Source organism: Bacillus sp. T3 (assembly GCF_033449965.1).
GTDB lineage: Bacteria > Bacillota > Bacilli > Bacillales > Cytobacillaceae > Bacillus_BU.
Window position 1 is genome coordinate 691,075 of sequence record NZ_CP137761.1, and the last position, 16,074, is coordinate 707,148.

Sequence of the window (16,074 nt, forward strand, 5' to 3'; positions counted from 1 at the left end):
ATGAACTTATCCTACTTGAGCCAACCACTACCCAATAAGGAAACCATCATAATGAAGCCTGAACTTGAATTTTAATGTAGTACCTTTATCGCTTTATCACGCTAATTAACTGGCATTTACAAAGGTACACCCACATGCTATACTCACTCTCGTTTATAAAAAATTATTTTGAAATTATATTTAAGTTTAAAAGAGGAGAACAAAACATGCTGAAAAGAAAACAAGAAGGATACGGGGGAAACTCAGTAGCAGGTAAAATGCTGGAATACATATTTATTTTAATCGGAGCAGCCTTAGTGGCGATTGCCTTTAATGTGTTTTTGCTGCCAAATAGAGTTGCATCAGGCGGAGTAAGCGGAATTAGTACCATTCTTTTTGAGGTTTTAGGATGGAAGCCGGCCTTTGTTCAATGGTCGTTAAATATCCCGCTTTTTATTGCAGGCGTCGTATTGCTTGGGAAGCAATTTGGAGTCAAGACACTGGTGGGGACTATTTTTTTACCGTTTGTCGTGTTTTTAACAAGTGATTGGGCACCGTGGACAAAGGATCCGCTTTTAGCTTCATTGTTTGGGGGAATATTAGTTGGTCTGGGGATTGGTATCGTTTTTCGCGGTAAGGCGTCTACAGGTGGAACGGATCTCGCGGCACAAATCATTCATAAATATAGTGGTATGTCACTTGGTACATGTGTAGCGGTGATTGATGGATTAATCGTCCTTTCAGCTGCGCTTGTGTTTAATATCGAGAGTGGTTTGTATGCCTTGCTCAGTTTGTTTGCAACAAGCAAAACCATTGATCTCGTCCAAGTCGGACTCGGTCTGTCAAAAATGGCCATGATTATTACGAATAATGAAGAAGAAGTACGCGAAGCAATCTTGAAACAAATGGATCGTGGTGTTACTAAACTATCTGGGTATGGTGGTTATACCGATTCGGAACGGCCAATTATTATGTGTGTGTTTAATCACACAGAGTTCACAAAATTGAAACAATTAGTAAGAAGCATTGATCCGACTGCATTTGTCATCGTTATGGAAGCGGCAGAAGTTCTTGGAGAGGGTTTCAATCGGACATAAAATTGTTATAATATTCTTGAATTGCATATATTGACAATCCAAGGGGGATTTTGGCATGAAAAAGAAGTTGTTTGGATTATTAGTCGGAGCATCACTAGTATTAACATTGGCAGCCTGTGGCGGTGGCGGAGATGATACGAAAGACACGGCTAGCGGCGGCGGTGCTGATCCGGAAAAATTATTTTCACAAAAATGCTCAAGCTGTCATGGTGCTGACCTCAAAGGCGGCGGTGGCGGTTCATTCCCAGATTTAACTCAAGTAGGATCAAGACTTTCTAAAGATGAAATTGAAACAGTTATTCTAAATGGTAGAAATGCGATGCCAAAAGGTCAGTTAACTGGCGATGATGCATCAGCAGTTGCTGGATGGTTAGCTGAGAAAAAATAAGATAACATAAACGTTCCAGATAATCTGGGGCGTTTTTAATTTGTTTTAATTAATTATATTAATATAATATCGGTGTGGAGTTTTGTTGGTCTGTGTCGAATATTTATTTGAATAGACTAGGATTTTTTGTGAATTAATTACAAATAATGACATAAGGCGAATGTCCTATGTAGGTAAATTATGCCTTAAGTAGCAGGTATGATACGAAACTGTAATATTTTTTATCATCAATTTAACATACTATAATGTTATAATTAATTGTGTTGTCAGAACGACGGCTATTTTGTTGTTTCTTTGTTCAATTTGTCGCGTGGAAATAAAAAATAAAAAATTTGTCGAATAGCTTTTATTCATTGAAGGCTCCTATGACATACTTTGACTACAGGTGATATAGATGATTGAAATGCAGGATGTTTACAAAAAATATCCCAATGGGGTAACAGCCGTAAATGGGATCAGTGTCCAAATAAAACAAGGTGAATTTGTCTATGTTGTTGGTCCAAGTGGTGCTGGGAAATCTACTTTTATTAAGATGATGTACCGCGAGGAAAAGCCAACAAAGGGTGACATCATGATTAATGGTGTAAATTTATCAAGAATTAAAGATAGCAAAGTTCCGCTATTGCGTAGAAATATTGGCGTCGTCTTCCAGGATTTTAAGTTGCTTCAAGGATTAAATGTATATGAAAACGTAGCATTTGCCTTAGAGGTAATTGAAGAGCAGCCCAAATACATTAAAAAACAAGTAATGGAAACCTTAGACCTTGTGGGGTTAAGACATAAAGCAAGAATGCTCCCTTCAGAGCTTTCTGGTGGAGAGCAACAGCGTGTTTCCATTGCCCGTTCCATCGTCAATGCACCAAAGGTTGTCATTGCAGATGAACCAACAGGAAACCTAGACCCTGATACATCATGGGAAATTATGAACATCTTTGAAGAAATCAACACGAGGGGCACTACTGTTGTTATGGCAACGCACAACCGTGAAATCGTTAATACGATTAAGAGACGTGTTATTGCGATTGAGTCAGGCAAGATTGCCCGTGATGAACAGAAGGGTGAATACGGCTATGAAAATTAGAACTATTCGCCGTCATGTAAAAGAAAGCTTACGAAGTATTGCCAGAAACGGCTGGATGACATTTGCTTCCGTCGGAGCTGTTACGGTCACACTTCTACTTGTCGGTGTATTTTTCGTGATAATGATGAACCTTAATAATGTGGCAACTTCTATCGAGGAAGACGTTGAAATTCGTGTTCATATCGACGTTGCTGCCAATAAAGAAGATCAACAGGCGTTAAGGGCAAAAATCGAACAGATTTCAGAGGTAAAAAGTGTTAAATTCTCCTCAAAGGAAAATGAATTAAAGGGCATTATTGAAAGCCTTGGTGAAGAGGGAGAAGCATTTAAACTGTTCGAACAAGACAATCCACTAAACGATGTATTTATCGTAAAAACGAAAAATCCGGTTGATACGATGAAAACAGCAAAAAAAATCGATAAGCTTGAATATACTGCCAAGGTTAAATATGGCCAAGGTGAAGTGGAAAAGCTATTTGGATTTACGAAGGTTAGTCGAAATGTAGGACTTGTCCTAATTGCAGGATTACTGTTCACGGCCATTTTCCTTATTTCGAATACAATAAAAATAACGATTGTAGCAAGAAGAAGAGAGATTGAGATTATGAGACTGGTTGGTGCTACCAATGCCTTTATCCGTTGGCCATTTTTCTTAGAAGGTCTATGGCTTGGTATTCTTGGTTCTATTTTACCAATGATCGTAATCGGTATTTCCTACTATTATGTATATGATTACCTAAAGCCGAAGCTTCAGGATCATTTTGTACAACTGCTAGAATTTTCGCCATTTATTTTTCAAATATCGGGACTGCTTCTCTTAATGGGTGCACTAATCGGTGTTTGGGGAAGCTTAATGTCTGTACGTAAATTCTTAAAGGTATAAACGAAAGCTTAAGTTAAGCACAATGTTGATTTATGAGCAATCTGTTGATTGGAGCGGAAGGTGCGAGACTCCCCGCGGAAAGCGAACACCTTGAGCGGAAATCAACAGACAAACTTAACAAAGTCAATTAACAAGAAGATTGAATCGCTAAACGATTGTGAAAGTCCTCGCAAAAATAAATAAGCAAGAAGCTTAGAAGAAGTCTTCTAGGCTTCTAGGCTTGTTTTGTACAGAGACATAGAGAGGAGAACGGAGCTTGAAACGAACAGTATATACTCTATCAGTGGCAACTACATTCATGCTAGCAAGCTTTTATCCAGTGGTTGGTGCAAACACTGCACTTGCCTCAACATTAAATAACTTACAGCAGCAAAAGGATCAAATCAATCAGCAAAAATCGAGCGTGACATCTGAAATTAATGAATCAAATGAAGAAATTAGCAACATTCAAAATCAAAAGGCAGCTTTGAATGACGAGATGAAACGAATTGATTTAGCAATTGGCGATACCAATTTAAAAATGGTAGAAAAATCAAAAGAAATTGAAGTGAAAAAGGGAGAAGTCCAACAGCTTCAAGTAGATATCGGCGAAATTACTGAACGAATTAATAAGCGAAATGAATTGTTAAAGGATCGTGCACGTTCCTTCCAGGAAAATGGTGGCCGCGTTAGCTATATCGATGTTTTGATGGGAGCTCAAAGTTTTGGTGATTTTATTGATCGAGTGGGGGCATTAGCAACTATTTTGGAAGCAGACCAAGATCTTTTACGTCAGCACAAGGAGGACAAGCAACTCCTTGAGGCAAAACAGAAGCAGGTTGAAGCAGATTTGGCATCGCTGGAGAAGATGCATAGAGAGCTTGAAGTAATCAATCAGCAATTAGCATCAAAAAGAGCTGAAAAAGATAAAGTCATATCTTCACTCGAAGCTCAGGAAGAACAAATTCATGCTGAAAAACTAGCTTTAGAGGAACAGGCTCAAATTCTAGCATCCCAGGGGGCAGCGGTTCAAAAGGCGATTCAATTAGAAAAACAGCGAGTGGAAGCCGCTGCCGCAGCAGCTGCAGCAGAAGCTGCTGCCAGAAACAATAATGGAAGCAGTAACGGTGGATCCTCAACTAGCGGCGGCGGTAGTGCCCCTGCAGTTTCCAGTGGTTTTTGGACGAGACCTGCAGCGGGGACGATTACGTCAGGTTTAGGAATGCGCTGGGGTGAATATCATGCAGGGATCGATATTGCCAATCGCGTATCGGTGCCAATTGTGGCGGCTGCAGATGGAGTAGTAAGTCGTTCCTATTACTCTAACAGTTATGGAAACTGTATTTTTGTTTCTCACTATAATAATGGCCAGGTCTATACAACTGTTTATGCTCACATGAACAGCCGCTCTGTAGGTGAGGGTGCCGTTGTGAAAAAAGGACAAACAATCGGATACATGGGGAATACAGGTTATTCAACAGGTCAGCATTTGCACTTTGAATTGCACGTTGGTGAATGGAATGCAGCCAAATCCAACGCTGTAAACCCATTAAACTATGTACCTATGTAATTATTAATATATCAAAGGAGGCGCGAATCATTCGCGCCTCCTTCTTTGATGAGGGGGCCAGTCCCTCCGCTGCTTTAAAGCAGTGGGGGACTGGCCCCCAGCGCTTTAAAGCGGTAAATTTGGGGAATAACTTGTCCTTTGTTTTCATATGATGTATCGATATGGAGAACAGGAGGATGGGGATGAACCGAAAGTGGACAGCACTCATATTAGCTGGGTCGCTATTAACAGGAGCCGGAGGTACCTATGCCTGGACTGTCATGGTGGGATAGCAGGCAACAGTCGGACAAGGAAGCGGTAGCACTCCAAACAACAAAAGAGCAACAGTCTAGTGATGCCAATGAACTCCAAAAGGTGTCTCAGGCGTATGATCTCATTTTAAAACGGTATGTTGAAGACGTTGATGAGGACTTACTAGTTGAGGGAGCAATCCAAGGGATGCTTTCGAAACTAGAGGACCCTTATTCCGTTTACATGAATGAGGAAACAGCAAAGCAATTCAATCAAACGTTAGAATCTTCATTTGAAGGAATTGGGGCAGAGGTTAGCAGTGTCGATGGGAAAATAGTAATTGTCTCACCTTTTAAAGGCTCACCAGCGGAAAAGGCCTGGATAAAACCAAATGACCAAATCCTAAGGGTTGATAATGAAAGTGTCATTGGATTGGACCTTTATGAGGCTACACTGAAAATTCGCGGTGAAAAGGGAACAAAGGTAAAATTAGAGATTCAAAGAGAAGGGCTAAGCAAACCGATTAAGGTCGAAATCAAACGAGATGAAATTCCATTAGAAACCATCCATGCTAAAATGAAAAAACAAAACGGTAAAAACATAGGCTATATCGAAATCACCACCTTCTCGGAAAATACAGCGAATGATTTTAAAAAGGAACTGAAAGCATTTGAAAAAGAAGGAATAGATGGTCTGATCATTGATGTGCGCGGCAATTCCGGGCGGTCTATTAACAAGTGTGGAGCAAATCCTGCGTCAGCTCGTGACAGATAATAAACCATATGTCCAAATTGAACAACGCAATGGAGAAAAACTTCGTTATTTTTCTGAATTGAAAAAGAAAAAAGATTACGAGGTTGCGATTTTGATTGATAAAGGCAGTGCATCGGCATCAGAAATATTGGCCGGGGCCTTGAATGAAACAGAGGGCTACGCGCTGATTGGTGAAAAAACATTTGGAAAAGGGACTGTGCAGCAGGCTGTGCCAATGGGGGACGGAAGTAACATTAAGCTGACATTATTCAAATGGCTGACACCAGATGGCAACTGGATTCATAAAAAAGGAATTAAGCCAACCATTGAAGTGAGTCAGCCTGCGATGTATCAAACGCATCCCCTAAACCTTGAAGAACCATTGAAAAAGGACATGAACAATGAGCAGGTCCAAAATGCGCAAGAAATTTTAGCGGGACTTGGTTTTTCACCAGGGCGAAAGGATGGCTATTTTAGTGCTGAGACGGAAACAGCGGTAAAAGCCTTCCAGCAGGTGAAAAAGCTCAAACCAACCGGTGTGATTGATGAGAAGACGGCCACTGCCTTGGTCGATTCGATTCGCGACGAGCTTCACAAAGAGAAAAATGATTTGCAGTTGCAAACGGCGATGAAGTATTTAAGCAAATAATGATAGTTTGGATTAGGGCAAAGTCGCTAGTGGCTTTGCCCTTTCCTTTATAGAGGGTGTGAGTAGGTTTTAGCTCGTTTTCGCCGATATATTTTGGATTTCACCGATATATTTTTATTTTCACCGATATATTTTTGAATTTCACCGATATATCCAAATCTTCGCCGATAAATCACAATTTTCACCGATAAACCCAAATCACACACTTAAATGCCCCCGACCATCCTCCTATTAATCCCACAAACATCCAAAATCTTTTCCCAAATTTGAAAAAACTAGTAATAGGTTTTGTGCTTGATTTTTGCTAGAATATATAGTAATAGTGTTTTTCGGAAATTAACAGGCAAGGGCAGGTGGCATAAAGTGGCGCAAGATTGGCTAGTTGAATTTCTAATCGGGACGGGAAAATTGTTTCTTCATCCTTTGTTTTATGTAATGTTTTTAATTTCTGCATACTTAGGTGTTAGCCGGGTTAAGCGCGAGCGAAAGAATTTTCATGTCCGCGTTGAAAATGCCTATTTTGAGCTGCGGCAGCTCCTTCCGTATGGCTTATTAATTGGGTTATGTCTGTCTATTTTCATTGTAGCGGCAGGAGTCGTCATTCCTTTTGGAGCCATTGTGCTTATAGCGGCAGCATCATTCTTATTTTTATTAACAACAAAAATTCGCTTCGTATCACCAGCTTATACATTGGGCATTGCGCTCATTGCTATGTTCTTAATACATTGGCAAAATTGGACCATTCCATTCATTGAAACAAAGAATTTCAATGGCCAAGCATTTCCAGCTGTAGCAATCCTACTTGGTTTATTGATTATTGCCGAGGGAATTCTGATTCTTTGGAATGGTAAAAAGGGCACCTCGCCGATGTTGATTAAAGGAAAGCGCGGAGCAGGTGTTGGTGCACATGAGGTGAAAAGATTGTGGATGGTTCCGCTCTTTCTCCTTATTCCTGGAGACGTTCTGCAGCTTCCATTTAGCTGGTGGCCGACATTTGCTGTGGGTGGCGAAACGTTTTCACTCTTACTCGTCCCATTTGGCATCGGAATTCATCAGCAAATTCAAGCTGTTTTACCTGCAATCGCGATGAAAACACATGGTAAACAGGTTGTCATTCTTGGAGTCGTGATCGCGTTTCTAGCTGGCGGAGCTTACTTTATGCCAGTTGCGTCGATTGCTGTTGCTATGATAGCGATCGTAAGCCGTGAAATCATCGTTTGGAGACTGCGAATCCGTGAACAGAATTTACCGTTTTATTTTTCAAAACAAAATCATGGTCTGATGATTTTAGGGATATTGCTTGATTCACCAGCTAGTAAAATGGCTCTTAAAGTTGGCGAAATCATTTCGAAGGTAAACGGCCAAACTGTCACGGACGAAACGGAATTCTATGAGGCATTACAACGAAATCGGGCTCATTGCAAGCTTGAGGTATATGACGTGAATCAGGAAGTGCGTTTTGTCCAGCGTGCGTTATATGAAGGCGATCATCATGAACTTGGCATTCTGTTTGTCCAGGACGAAAAAAAGAAGGATTACCAAGCGGGTTAAACAAGACCAAGATCACCAAGAAAAATCCAATGCACATTCCCGCATCATTCCACATACAGTAAACTATTCACTAACAAAGAACAATGGGAAAATAACCTTCCCATTGTTCTTTTTCTTTATCGAGTTAGGTTAAGTCGTTTTTGGCGAGTATTCATCGCCTTTTCTAAACATGGTTCTGCGAAAGAATGGAATAATCCAACGATCTAAACCGTAACGGCCTGCATTATAGCCGGAGAACAGGATAATTGTTCCAAAGAAAATGTCTGTTGGATTATGGGAAACAGTCCCTGCAAGGAAAAATGAGAAGTTCATCACTAACCCGAAAAAGGCTGCAGCCGTTGTTAAACAACCGAGAATTAAGCCTAGTCCGATTAAAAACTCCCCAAGTGGTACAATTGTGTTGAAAATCCCGACATTTGGGATGGCGAAATTTTCTAGGAAGTTCACATACCACCCATAAACAACGCCACCATCAGGGCCTTTGACTGGATTGGCAACGGAATACTTTAAAAATCCAGTTGCATCAAAGCCCCCTGTCAATTTGCCCCAGCCAGCGGTTAGCCACTGATAGCCCATGTATATTCGAATTACTGCTAAGATGATTGCTGCAGTTAAACTTTCCCTCAAAAAGCTTACCATGAGAATCCTTCCCTTCAGTTTGATTTAAGTAAAGCAATGATGGAAGTGCTTCTAGAAACAAAATTCCCCATCTGAAAAATTAAGCAAGAGGAACGCTGTTAATAGAATTACTTTATCATTTCTTACTTTTTGTTTAAGAAGGGGGATTTATGCATCGATAAAGATAAAAAAACCGCACAAAAGCATTGTGCAGTTTGAATGGATAGGTATTCACAGGAAGCGTGCCGGCCCATTAGACTATTCAAGTACCTCATCACGATACAATGGAGGCCAATCCTTCACACCATTGTCTTCGATAATCCCTATTGTAACATCTGCAATATCCTGATCAGTCAGCAGATGATCCCGAATCCGGAATTTGATGTCATCGGCTACAGCCAAGGATAGTCCCGGTCGTAACTCAACGTATCCTTCGACATGGTAATAACGTCCTTCTTGAGTTATTCGAATCTTGTTTATGTCGGTTACATCGGCATCATTTAAAATCATCTTGACGACCTTTTCCTCGATATCCTTTGGTGCCGCTACACCAATCAAGCCAACCATATTGTCAAAGCCAACTCGAAATCCAACGCCAAACATCAGTAAGCCAATTAGGATCGTCGTAAGCCCATCTAATGCATCGAAATTGGTAAGGGCCGTTATCACGACCGCGATCAACGCTAACAATGCGCCCGAAACGGCAACTAAATCTTCGTAAAACACCAATCTCGTTGCTGGAGCAGCACGCCTTACATTTTTAAAGGCACCGAAAAAAATCCCTAAACCTTTTGCTTTGGCACTTGCTTCAACATTAATTTCTTTCATCGCTTTGAGTAAAATCGCCCCGTCGATCGCAAGGTTAATAAGCAGGACGGCAATATTAAGCCATAATCCTCCGTGAACATCAGCGGGATGATGGACTAAATGCCAGCCTTCCTTAACGGTCTCATAAGCCATAATCGTTACAACAATCACGGCAATCATGCAAAATAGATTAATCACTCGACCAAAACCTGTTGGGAAGCGCTGAGTAGGCTTTTTTTCTGATAAAATACTCCCGACAAATACAAACCCTTGATTAACCGCGTCAGCCAGAGAGTGCATTGCAGACGCAAACATTGCCCCACTTCCACTTAAGCCAGCGGCGATTCCTTTCGTTGCTGCGATTACTGCATTTCCTACCATCGCAATTGCTGAGGATTTATTCCCTTTCTTTACTAATGCAAAGAAATTGTTTCTTTCTGCAGTATGTTCCACCTATCATAATCCTCCAAAAGTGAGTTTGAAGTTAGTATGCCTTTTTAAGATGGAAATATGAGTTAGAACCTTTTCTAAACCTTAATCTATAACTTTCTCTTGTCCCTCTGTTGTACATTGATCAGGACTGTCTACCTTAATATGGGAAGGAGCTTGTACATTTGCATTGTTCATTTCCATGTTACAGGTTTTACCGGCATCGGAATCGCCCTCATTGCTCAAGCCCATCCATTCCTTGCATTGGTTTACCATTTGTTCCACATTGTTTTCAACCGATGTCCTTTGTTCAACATTAAGAGTGTTGGCAAGAACCGCACCACCCATGCCAAAAATTGCAGATACAATTATGATTGATAAAATGATCTTTTTCATCGTCATTCACCCCATTGAAACTCAAATAATAAATTCACATAGAATAATGTGTTATTTTATTATAGCTGAGGTTTAAGTTAGAAAGAGGTACAAGTTGTATCAGCTTTATGAAATAGGGCATGATCTGTTAAAAACAAACAAAATTACGTCATGTTATCCGGTTCTTGGTGGGTAACTTGTGGTACACTTGTGTGGTAATTTTCTCCCTTAAAAGGAATGAATTTGCTTTATTTTTACATAATATATTGATGCAATGGAGGCAATGGGCATGGCAATTTTAGTTACAGGCGGCGCAGGTTACATAGGAAGTCACACAGTCGTTGAGCTATTAAATCACGGAGAAGAAGTGATTGTGATTGATAATCTGCAAACAGGCCACGAGAAAGCGATAACGGGTGGGACGTTTTATAAAGGGGATTTGCATGATCGCGAATTTCTCGATCGTGTTTTTCATAACCACAACATCGAAGCGGTTATTCATTTTGCAGCGAGTTCATTAGTTGGTGAAAGTGTTCAAAAACCGCTTGCCTATTACGATAATAATCTAATTGCTTCACATACATTGGTTTCAGCAATGATCGATCATAATGTGAAGAAAATTGTATTCTCATCGACTGCAGCTACATACGGGGAACCGAAGCAGATTCCGATTCAGGAACAGGATCCAACGCAACCGACCAATCCATATGGGGAAACGAAGCTGGCGATGGAGAAGATGTTCCGTTGGTGCGATGGTGCAGACGGTCTGAAATCAATCTCGCTTCGATATTTTAATGCAGCCGGTGCACATCCAGATGGCATCATCGGTGAGGATCATGATCCAGAGACGCATTTGATTCCAATCATTTTGCAGGTTGCATTAGGTCAAAGGGAGGCAATCGGCATTTATGGTGATGATTACCCTACTGAAGATGGAACCTGCATCCGCGATTACATCCATGTAATGGACCTTGCTAATGCTCACTGGCTTGCGCTTGAGTATTTACGCAAAAATGAGACGAGCGACGTATTCAATCTCGGAAATGGCAAAGGCTTTTCAGTTAAGCAGGTTATTGAAACAGCGAGAAGTGTTACTGGCCATGAAATCCCTGAAATCATCAGCCCAAGACGAGCAGGTGATCCAGCTGTATTGATTGCGACATCTGAGAAAGCACAAACTGTTCTTGGTTGGAAACCAAAATACAACGAACTTGAAACGATTATTGAAACAGCGTGGAACTGGCATCAAGTAAATCCACAAGGGTATGGAGATAAATAAAGCCATGTATATAAACCGATGGAATCATTTTTGGTTCCATCGGTTTTGGCGTATTTAGGTTAAAACCCCTATATTTTCTCACTTTCTACAGTTCGTTCATAATTTACATAAAAATAATACCTCCGTACACTTTATACTTAATAGGAATACAATCTAGGAGGAAAAGCATGCGAAATAAATTTTGGCTCATACTCTCATTATTATTGGCCATTGTCCTATCCGGATGCGGAAATGATGGTCCGATCGTACTCCCAGATGATCAGGGAAAAGATGTATCATTTGAAAAAATGGAAGAACCGGCATTAGTATTTTTCTTTACCGGGAACACCTGAGACTATTGTAAATCGCAGCTGGTCGAGCTGCAGAGCAAAAAAGAATTATTTAATGAATTCCCAGGAAAAGTTTATGCTGTTAGTGTGGCATCCGTTAAGGATCACAAGGATCTGAAGGAAGAGTTAGGACTTGATTATCCACTTGTTTCAGATGAGGATTTAGTGTTAATCCGAAAAGTAGAAATGGTCGATAAAAATGCACCAAAGTCCCTGCGTGGGTTTGCAGTACTGGATAAAGCAGGAAATGTACTCCATCATGAAGTAGTCGATCCATTTGGCGATAATGCAGAAGCAATTATTCAATTTGCAGCTGAGAAAATTTCTAGTCAAAAATAATACATAAGCTGGATTTCCGTCAATAGTTCAACGGAAACCAGCTTTTTTATTTGCTGGTTGATTCTTTTATAAAATAAAGAAAGGTTTTGGTTAAGAAATTAGTTTTGTTGGGGAAAATCCAGCCATTTTTCTCGAAAAAATAGCTTTTTTTACGAAAATGGTAAAGTTATTAGAAAAAGTGCTGGATTTTAGGACGTTTTATGCACGCAAATTTGCTGATATGCACGTTTAATTGTGGATATGATTCAAGTTTAAAATTTTATGATACAACTTTTCAGATTTATGCACGACTTTGAAAATTTATGGTTCAACTTTTGAAATTTATGCACGTTTAGTTGTGGATATGCTCACCCAAATCGGTTTATGCACGTTTACTTCAGTTGTCAATATTAGAACACAAAACTGCCAAAAACTCGCACATCCAACCCCAAACTTCAATGAGTTTTTCCCTCAGCCTAAATTCTAATTAAAAATAATTCTCATTTTCACAAAAAGTTAATTGACAATCAAATGCCTGTTTGAATAACATAGCCTTAAAGGATAATTTTATTGAAATCATCATTCATATTTTTTGAAACGAGGAGGAATGGACTATGGGGCATCATCACCACGGTCACTCCCATGAACATGGTCATCACCATCATCATTCTGGGAATAAGCAAGCGTTATTATGGTCGTTTATCCTAATTGCTACGTTCATGGTCGTAGAAGTCATTGGAGGAATTGTTACAAACAGCTTGGCGCTATTGTCTGATGCGGGGCATATGTTAAGCGATGCTGCGGCATTAGGGTTAAGCTTTTATGCCATCATATTAGGGACAAAGAAAGCGACAATTAGCAAAACCTTCGGGTACAAACGGTTCGAAATTATTGCTGCCGCTCTAAATGGACTGACATTAATCCTTATTGCTGGTTATATTTTTATTGAGGCCTATCAGCGATTCCAAAACCCGCCTGACGTATCAAGTATGGGAATGCTCTCTGTTTCTGTGCTTGGACTAATTGTTAATATCGCGGCTGCCTTCATTCTAATGCGGGGCGACAAAGATGAAAATCTAAATGTTCGCAGTGCTTTTCTTCATGTAATTGGCGATATGCTCGGTTCCGTTGGCGCCATTATCGCCGCATTATTGATTTATTTTTTCAATTGGGGAATAGCTGATCCAATAGCAAGCGTAATCGTGGCATTTTTGATCATCGTCAGCGGTTTCCGGGTTACGAAAGACTCTTTCCATATTTTAATGGAAGGTGCACCGACTAATATTGAATCAGAAAAAGTAAAAAGTTCGCTTATGACGATACCTTGTGTAAACGATGTTCATGATTTGCACGTTTGGTCGATTACCTCTGGTATGCCGATGCTAACCTGCCATATATCGATATCGGATGATGTGAGTCATGATTCAGTCCTAAGCAAGGCGCAATCGCTGCTTCATGATGAGTTTGGGATTGACCATAGTACTATCCAAGTCGAACAAGAAGCAATCGGTTGCGCAAGTCCGCACGGTACGTGTAACTAAACGAACCAAACTAATAAATCAAAATAAAAAACATGCTTGGCGGGGAACCAGGCATGTTTTTCATTTTGTTCGAGAACTATAATCTATAGCTTATTCACTACATTCTGTTGTTGAGGTTCTTGACTGTCAGTATCATTCCCATGGCATGAGTCGTACAGTTCTTTTAATTCCTTAGTAGATAAATCTGGATGCATTTGCTCCATATGTGGTTTCATTTGACCGAAGTTGTTAATTTCTTTTTCCTCATTCCCCGCTGCAAATGCGCCTGTTCCTACACCAATCAGAAAAGCAGCAAATAATATTCCAATTATAATTTTCTTCATTTTTTATCCCTCCCTTTCATCTTGGTTTAACAATAACAATCAAACATGCAGAAATTATGGAGTTCCTATGTAGATGATATGAAGTTACAAAAGTTTTTAAAAAGCGCTATCCCTGTTCAATATTTGTTAACTTTTGAAGCATAATAACAGGACAAAAGCTTGATATTCCATAATGCAACATAGAAAAACTACATAAGGGAGGTATTTACTTGGATAATATTAGTAAATACATAAAACTAACAGTTCTAGCAATGATTTCCTTTCTGTTTATCCTTACGGGGTGCGGTGGGAATGAAGAGTCAGCAGAACATGATACAAGTAAAACGGAGGAGCATGCTGACGAAGCAACTGATCAGGATCTTGAAACAAAACTTGCAGGTGGAAAGCTGGGGAGTGATAGTCTAGCTTTTGTCGGTGGAGGTTCAAGTAACAAAATTTGGGTGATTGATGCAAAATATCATAAGATGTTAACCGCAATCGATGTTGGAGGCCCGAAACTGGAGCGTACTCAGCAAAATTATCCAAACCTTCATGACACTCATGCTGTTACCTTCACAAAAGATTTCAAGCTTATGTTCACAGTAGATTGGTTCAATTATGATGAACCATCTTATGCCATTGCAATGGATCCTAAAACATACAAGGAATTGTGGCGTGTTCCAGTCGGCAAAGGCGGACACCATTCTGCGCTTTCCCCAGATGATAAGTATCTTTATGTAGCCAATCAGTATGGCGACACAATTTCAGTGATCGATGTCCAAGCAAAGCAAAAAATAAAAGACATTCCAACTGGGAAAGGAACCGATTATATTTCTCCTTCTATGTACTGGGATGGTAAAGTAATCGATTCACCGTACCTGTTTGCTAGTATTGATCAAGAAGATAAAGTAGCGGTACTTGATTGGAAGAAGAATGAAATTATTAAAAATATCCCTGTTGGCGGTAGCCTACATGGCGTAAACCTAACTCCGGATGCTAAGCAGGTTTGGGTTGCAGTTGGCGGTGCTAAGAAGGTCGTTGTTATTGACGCTAAAACGTTAGAAATCACCAAGGAAATTAAATTTGAAGGCGGGCCAATTCATATCTCATTCACACCTGATGGAAAGTCTGCCTTAGTAACGACCGGCGGCAATCAAATTTATAGAATAGACACGAAGACTTATAAAATAAAATGGAATTCAACTGGAACAACGATTCCTGCTCACACTGGTGTAAGTCCTGATGGAAAAGAATTATGGACGTTAAACCACGGAATGGACAAGCGTTATGGTTATCAACTCGGTGGTGAGGTGGTAAGCGGCGTCCAGGTATGGGATATTGAAAATGGAGAGTTAATTACTGAAATACCAGCCGAGGGAATTCCGCATGAAATTCAATTCGTACCATTTTCGGCCTTAGGTGGTTCAGATTTAACAAGTGAAGAAATTCATTCTGGCGGATCGCATTCAGTTGCAGAAGCCGGCGAAAAGCTTTATCAGAAGAGCTGTTTAAGTTGTCATGGAGAGAATCTTGAAGGCAAGGCAGGCCCAAGTCTTAAGGTGATTGGTGGCAAGTTATCTGAGAAAGAAATCCTGTCTATTATTAAAAATGGTAAAGGGATGATGCCGAGTGGCTTAGTTTCCGATGCCGAAGCAAAAATTCTTGCGAGCTGGTTAGCTGAGAAGAAATAGTATGTTAGTGACAGTCCACTACTTTCGGACTGTCTCTTTCTTTTTAGGTCCTTAGAGCACAATTGGCTCGAGGTCACAAGTCATTGTCATTTCGGCAGGCGCTTCTTGTCGCTGATAAGCTGTGCGCCTTGAACTTTTATTTTTACCAACATGTAAATATGACAATTGTCGTAACACTTCTTTAGAACCATTCATCTTCATATGAATTACATAAAAAATTAGTA

General features: G+C 40.2%; 14 protein-coding genes and 2 pseudogenes. 12 read left to right on the forward strand and 4 right to left on the reverse strand.

Annotated features, from left to right (window positions below; genetic code table 11):
• Positions 1-206 precede the first annotated feature (206 nt).
• The 7 genes and pseudogenes from RGF10_RS03455 to RGF10_RS03485 all read left to right on the forward strand — a co-directional run bounded on the left by RGF10_RS03455 (position 207) and on the right by RGF10_RS03485 (position 8,161).
• The gene (locus RGF10_RS03455; protein WP_318507321.1) at positions 207-1,076 is read left to right on the forward strand and encodes a YitT family protein; all 870 of its coding nucleotides are present in this window, start codon (positions 207-209) and stop codon (positions 1,074-1,076) included.
• Between the two features lie 55 nt (positions 1,077-1,131).
• Entirely contained in the window at positions 1,132-1,464 is a 333-nt protein-coding gene (gene cccB, locus RGF10_RS03460) for a cytochrome c551 (RefSeq protein WP_318507323.1), read from the forward strand.
• Positions 1,465-1,858: 394 nt separating this feature from the next.
• Positions 1,859-2,545 carry a cell division ATP-binding protein FtsE gene (gene ftsE, locus RGF10_RS03465; protein ID WP_318507325.1) on the forward strand — a complete coding sequence of 229 codons (687 nt, stop codon included), beginning with the start codon at positions 1,859-1,861 and terminating at the stop codon, positions 2,543-2,545.
• Positions 2,535-3,428, forward strand: coding sequence for a permease-like cell division protein FtsX (ftsX, locus tag RGF10_RS03470; RefSeq protein WP_318507327.1), 894 nt, complete (start codon positions 2,535-2,537; stop codon positions 3,426-3,428). Before ftsE ends, ftsX begins: the two co-directional genes overlap by 11 nt.
• A 256-nt stretch (positions 3,429-3,684) precedes the next feature.
• The gene (locus tag RGF10_RS03475) at positions 3,685-4,977 is read left to right on the forward strand and encodes a murein hydrolase activator EnvC family protein (protein ID WP_318507329.1); all 1,293 of its coding nucleotides are present in this window, start codon (positions 3,685-3,687) and stop codon (positions 4,975-4,977) included.
• Between the two features lie 182 nt (positions 4,978-5,159).
• Positions 5,160-6,610: pseudogene (locus RGF10_RS03480) on the forward strand (S41 family peptidase).
• A gap of 363 nt (positions 6,611-6,973) precedes the next feature.
• The gene (locus tag RGF10_RS03485) at positions 6,974-8,161 is read left to right on the forward strand and encodes a PDZ domain-containing protein (RefSeq protein WP_318507331.1); all 1,188 of its coding nucleotides are present in this window, start codon (positions 6,974-6,976) and stop codon (positions 8,159-8,161) included.
• A 129-nt stretch (positions 8,162-8,290) separates the two neighbouring features.
• On the opposite strand, the gene RGF10_RS03490 is transcribed toward RGF10_RS03485, so the two are convergent.
• The 3 genes from RGF10_RS03490 to RGF10_RS03500 all read right to left on the reverse strand — a co-directional run bounded on the left by RGF10_RS03490 (position 8,291) and on the right by RGF10_RS03500 (position 10,411).
• Positions 8,291-8,800, reverse strand: coding sequence for a DoxX family protein (locus RGF10_RS03490; protein WP_318507332.1), 510 nt, complete (start codon positions 8,798-8,800; stop codon positions 8,291-8,293).
• 237 nt (positions 8,801-9,037) lie between these two features.
• Positions 9,038-10,039, reverse strand: coding sequence for a cation diffusion facilitator family transporter (locus tag RGF10_RS03495; protein WP_318507334.1), 1,002 nt, complete (start codon positions 10,037-10,039; stop codon positions 9,038-9,040).
• An 81-nt stretch (positions 10,040-10,120) separates the two neighbouring features.
• On the reverse strand, positions 10,121-10,411 hold the full coding sequence (locus RGF10_RS03500) for a hypothetical protein (protein ID WP_318507336.1): 291 nt from the start codon (positions 10,409-10,411) through the stop codon (positions 10,121-10,123).
• A gap of 268 nt (positions 10,412-10,679) precedes the next feature.
• Between RGF10_RS03500 and galE the strand changes: the two genes are divergently transcribed.
• The 4 genes and pseudogenes from galE to RGF10_RS03520 all read left to right on the forward strand — a co-directional run bounded on the left by galE (position 10,680) and on the right by RGF10_RS03520 (position 13,857).
• The gene (galE, locus tag RGF10_RS03505) at positions 10,680-11,669 is read left to right on the forward strand and encodes a UDP-glucose 4-epimerase GalE (protein ID WP_318507338.1); all 990 of its coding nucleotides are present in this window, start codon (positions 10,680-10,682) and stop codon (positions 11,667-11,669) included.
• A gap of 167 nt (positions 11,670-11,836) precedes the next feature.
• Entirely contained in the window at positions 11,837-12,001 is a 165-nt protein-coding gene (lptM, locus tag RGF10_RS03510; protein ID WP_318507340.1) for an LPS translocon maturation chaperone LptM, read from the forward strand.
• 15 nt (positions 12,002-12,016) lie between these two features.
• Positions 12,017-12,337 (forward strand): annotated as a pseudogene (locus RGF10_RS03515) (redoxin domain-containing protein); the annotation flags it as partial.
• Positions 12,338-12,930: 593 nt separating this feature from the next.
• Complete coding sequence (locus tag RGF10_RS03520; RefSeq protein WP_318507342.1) at positions 12,931-13,857, forward strand: cation diffusion facilitator family transporter; 927 nt, start codon at positions 12,931-12,933, stop codon at positions 13,855-13,857.
• 83 nt (positions 13,858-13,940) lie between these two features.
• On the opposite strand, the gene RGF10_RS03525 is transcribed toward RGF10_RS03520, so the two are convergent.
• Positions 13,941-14,180, reverse strand: a complete 240-nt coding sequence (locus RGF10_RS03525; protein ID WP_318507344.1) for a hypothetical protein — start codon at positions 14,178-14,180, stop codon at positions 13,941-13,943.
• Between the two features lie 209 nt (positions 14,181-14,389).
• Between RGF10_RS03525 and RGF10_RS03530 the strand changes: the two genes are divergently transcribed.
• Positions 14,390-15,850, forward strand: a complete 1,461-nt coding sequence (locus RGF10_RS03530) for a c-type cytochrome (protein ID WP_318507346.1) — start codon at positions 14,390-14,392, stop codon at positions 15,848-15,850.
• Positions 15,851-16,074: the final 224 nt, after the last annotated feature.